The sequence below is a fragment of the Mesotoga sp. HF07.pep.5.2.highcov genome (assembly GCF_003666285.1).
In the GTDB taxonomy this organism is placed as follows: domain Bacteria; phylum Thermotogota; class Thermotogae; order Petrotogales; family Kosmotogaceae; genus Mesotoga; species Mesotoga prima.
The window spans coordinates 1-3,538 of the sequence record NZ_JFHJ01000163.1 but is presented as its reverse complement, the minus strand read 5'-3'; the positions used below and the strand labels follow the sequence as shown (position 1 = coordinate 3,538).

The window sequence follows — 3,538 nt, the reverse complement described above, 5'->3', positions numbered from 1 at the left end:
ACAGAACTCGCAGACATTGATGAGATAACATCCAGCTTGAAGAAGATAGAAATCTTTAAGTGGGAAAAGCTTATTGACGGAAATGAAATCGCAATTCTCGCTACAGGTTCTATGGTTTCCAGAAGCAGAGAGGCTGCTTACATCAACGGATGTACCCTTTTCAACTGTCGTTCAATAAAACCACTGGACATTGAGACTTTAAGGCAAATCTTTTCGGATTACGAGACAATAATCACAGTAGAAGAAGGAATAAAGAGCGGAGGCTTCGGCTCAAATGTGGTACTTGAAGCTATCAGACATAACTACAGTGGTAGAATCGATTTAATTGCAATCGATGATGCCTTTTCTTCTCACGGTACAAGAGAAGAGGTGTTAAACGAGCTGGGGTTGGATGCCAGGGGAATAGAGAATAGAATCTCTAAACTGAGAGGTGAAAAGAATGCAAGTAACTACAGAATTCGGTAAGATCGATATTTCTCTTCAGGCCATTTCTTCAATAGTCAAGAAGGTTGTATCGGAGTCTTACGGACCGGTCAATGTAGGATCCCCCCAAACGGGTTTTTTGGCAAAGTTATTCGGAACGACAGAAGACTCGAAAAAAGGTATCAAAGTGACAGAAGAAATCGATGGCACCCTTGAAATCGATATCGATCTAATTCTAGAGTATGGCGTAAGAATACCAACGGTTGTAGAAAATATCCAGGAGAACGTATTTCACAAGCTTAAGGAACTTACTGAAGCTACCAATATAAAAGTGAACATTCATGTTGTCGGCTTGCAGGATTGATGGGAGGCTCAAGATATGAAACGTATCAACGGCAAGTTTTTTGTCGCCGCCTTCCGGAAAGCCGCTGAACGACTTCTTGCAAATAAAGATGAGATCAACGCGCTGAATGTCTTTCCCGTTCCAGACGGAGACACGGGATCTAATATGGCCGCTGCAATGATAGAGGCCTGTGAATATCTGGATAGATTGAAGAAAGATGATCTGGTGAGCGTTCTGGAAGCAGTCAAGACCGGAATGCTTATGGGCGCCCGTGGCAATTCTGGCGTTATCCTCTCACAGATTTTTAGAGGATTTGCCGAGGGAATTGGAAACAGAAAATTCGTAAACACCAAAGCCTTCACTGAAGGACTAGTTAAAGCAAAGGAAATTGCCTATAGATCCGTAATGAAACCCGTTGAGGGCACCATGCTCACCGTAATGAGAGTAACGGCCGACACCGCAAACGAACAATTCGGAGATATTGAGGATTTTGAAGAATACTTCGAAAATCTAATTCATGTCGCTTTCGATGCAGTGGAAAAGACTCCAACTTTACTTCCCAAACTTAAAGAAGCTGGCGTTGTTGACTCTGGAGCAAAGGGGCTGGCTTATATTCTCGAAGGTTTTGTGCTTGCAGTGAAGGGCGATCTAGAGCTTGAAGGTCCTATTCAGCAGATGCCTCAAGCGATGGGGTCGTCAACGGAACGGATAGTTGAGATCGTCAGGGAAGAACTTAAATTTACATATTGCACGGAACTAATTGTGAGCCTCAACGACTCAGAAAACCCTGAAGAAGTATCAGAAGAGATGAAGAGTTATCTTGATGCAATGGGAGATTCGATAGTTATGGTTCATCAAGATGATATTATTAAGATCCACGTCCACACCGACCACCCTGGAGATGTGATCGAGAAGTTCTTAGGGGTGGGATTACTTCAAAAGGTTAAGATTGACAACATGAAGGTTCAACATGAGCACATAGTTGATATTCAGTCGAAAGGACCAGAAATGTATGGTAAAGGTAAGCGTCATGGAGTAATTGTCGTCTCCCCTGGTGAAGGTCTTGCCGACGTTCTGAAGAGCCTTGGTGTAGATCACACAGTTAAGGGCGGTCAGACAATGAATCCGAGCCTAAAAGACCTTTACGAAGCCATAAATAGAATAGCTGCAGATAAGGTGATTGTGCTCCCCAATAACCCGAATATCATTCTAACCGCCAAAGAGGCTGCTAATGCTATTAAGGACGAAAATCCCGGGAAAGAGGTTTACATAATCCCAACTCGTACTGTGCAAGAAGGCATTGCGGCTATGACTGTATATAACGATGAAATGGATAGTGAAGCACTCATTGCAGAAATGAAAGAAGCGGCCGACTCGATTTCGCCGATTTCGATTACCTATGCTGTGAGAGATTCTAGCATGAAAGGAAAGAAGATCAGAAAAGGCGAATACATTGCAATAGGAAGAGACGGCCTGATAAGCTCTGGCAGGAAACTTGAGAAGCTCGTTCACGATTCGATCAAGGCAACTATTGGTAAGGACAGTGAGAAGGAAGTCGTAACGATATTTTATGGATCGGAAGTAACTGAGGAAAGTGCTGGAAAGCTTCTAGAATCCCTTTCAGGAAGTTTCTCAGATCTTGAATTCGAAATTCATAGTGGTGGACAGCCCTATTATTACTACTTAATCTCAATTGAATAGACTAGTAGCTCAGGAGGGAAGAATGTACTTACAGGACGTGATAGGGAAGCTTAACTCATACTGGTCTATGCAGGGATGTATCATAGATCAGCCTTATGATCTAGAGATGGGGGCTGGAACCTTCCATCCTTCGACCTTTCTTAGGTCACTTGGGAAGAAACCCTGGAAGGTAGCTTTCATTCAACCCAGTAGAAGACCAACAGATGGAAGATATGGCGAGAATCCAATGAGAGTTCAAAGATACTTCCAGTACCAGGTAATAATAAAGCCAAATCCCGAAGACTCGCAAGAACTTTATCTCGGTTCTTTAGAAGCACTGGGCATTAATCCTGAGGAACATGACATTAGATTTGTTGAAGACAACTGGGAGTCTCCGACTCTCGGCGCCTGGGGAGTAGGCTGGGAAGTCTGGCTAGACGGAATGGAAGTCAGTCAGTTTACTTATTTCCAGCAGGTAGGTGGCATAGACGTTGATTTAGTTTCTCTGGAAATCACCTATGGACTGGAAAGAATCACCATGTATCTTCAGAAAAAAGCGAACATATTTGATATAGACTGGAACGGAGAATTCAAGTATGGAGACGTCTTTCTCGAAAACGAGAAAGAATTCTCCGCTTACAATTTCGATGTGGCCGAGACTTCAAGGCTTTTTGAGCTGTACAGATTATATCGCGAAGAATTCGAGCTCTGCCTTAATAGTGGTCTTGTCAGACCTTCTTACGACTACATGATTAAATGTTCTCACGTCTTCAATTTGCTTGACGCGAGAAATGCAATCAGCGTTTCACAGCGTCAGAGCTACATAAAATCCATTAGAGAGATGGCAAAGGCAGTTGCAGAAACATACGTAGCAAAGGAGAGCGATTCAGATGAGTGATCACAAAGCTCTGCTAGAAGTCGGAATTGAAGAACTGCCATCAAGTGAAGTGACTGGCATCAGAGACCAACTTAATGATAAGATCGGAGAGGCTCTTGAAAACTATCATCTGCGGTTTGACAGATTGGAAGTATTCGTTGCGAGCAGAAGATTCGGAGTGCTGATTCACGGTATCGATGGAAAACAAGCCGATT

The 3,538-nt window shown here is 43.2% G+C and carries 5 protein-coding genes; all 5 read left to right on the top strand.

Translation table 11 applies throughout. The features are described from left to right. A partial coding sequence (locus BG32_RS03110; RefSeq protein ID WP_310793865.1) for a transketolase C-terminal domain-containing protein occupies nt 1-465 on the top strand: 465 nt, incomplete at its 5' end. Further along, on the top strand, nt 440-787 hold the full coding sequence (locus tag BG32_RS03105; protein WP_006492584.1) for an Asp23/Gls24 family envelope stress response protein: 348 nt from the start codon (nt 440-442) through the stop codon (nt 785-787). The genes BG32_RS03110 and BG32_RS03105, both read left to right, overlap by 26 nt. 15 nt (nt 788-802) lie before the next feature. Then, the gene (locus tag BG32_RS03100) at nt 803-2,467 is read left to right on the top strand and encodes a DAK2 domain-containing protein (RefSeq protein ID WP_006492583.1); all 1,665 of its coding nucleotides are present in this window, start codon (nt 803-805) and stop codon (nt 2,465-2,467) included. A gap of 22 nt (nt 2,468-2,489) precedes the next feature. Continuing rightward, a complete protein-coding gene (locus BG32_RS03095; RefSeq protein ID WP_039882883.1) occupies nt 2,490-3,344 on the top strand; it encodes a glycine--tRNA ligase subunit alpha in 855 nt (284 codons plus the stop codon). Then, a partial coding sequence (locus BG32_RS03090) for a glycine--tRNA ligase subunit beta (protein ID WP_121526355.1) occupies nt 3,337-3,538 on the top strand: 202 nt, incomplete at its 3' end. The genes BG32_RS03095 and BG32_RS03090, both read left to right, overlap by 8 nt.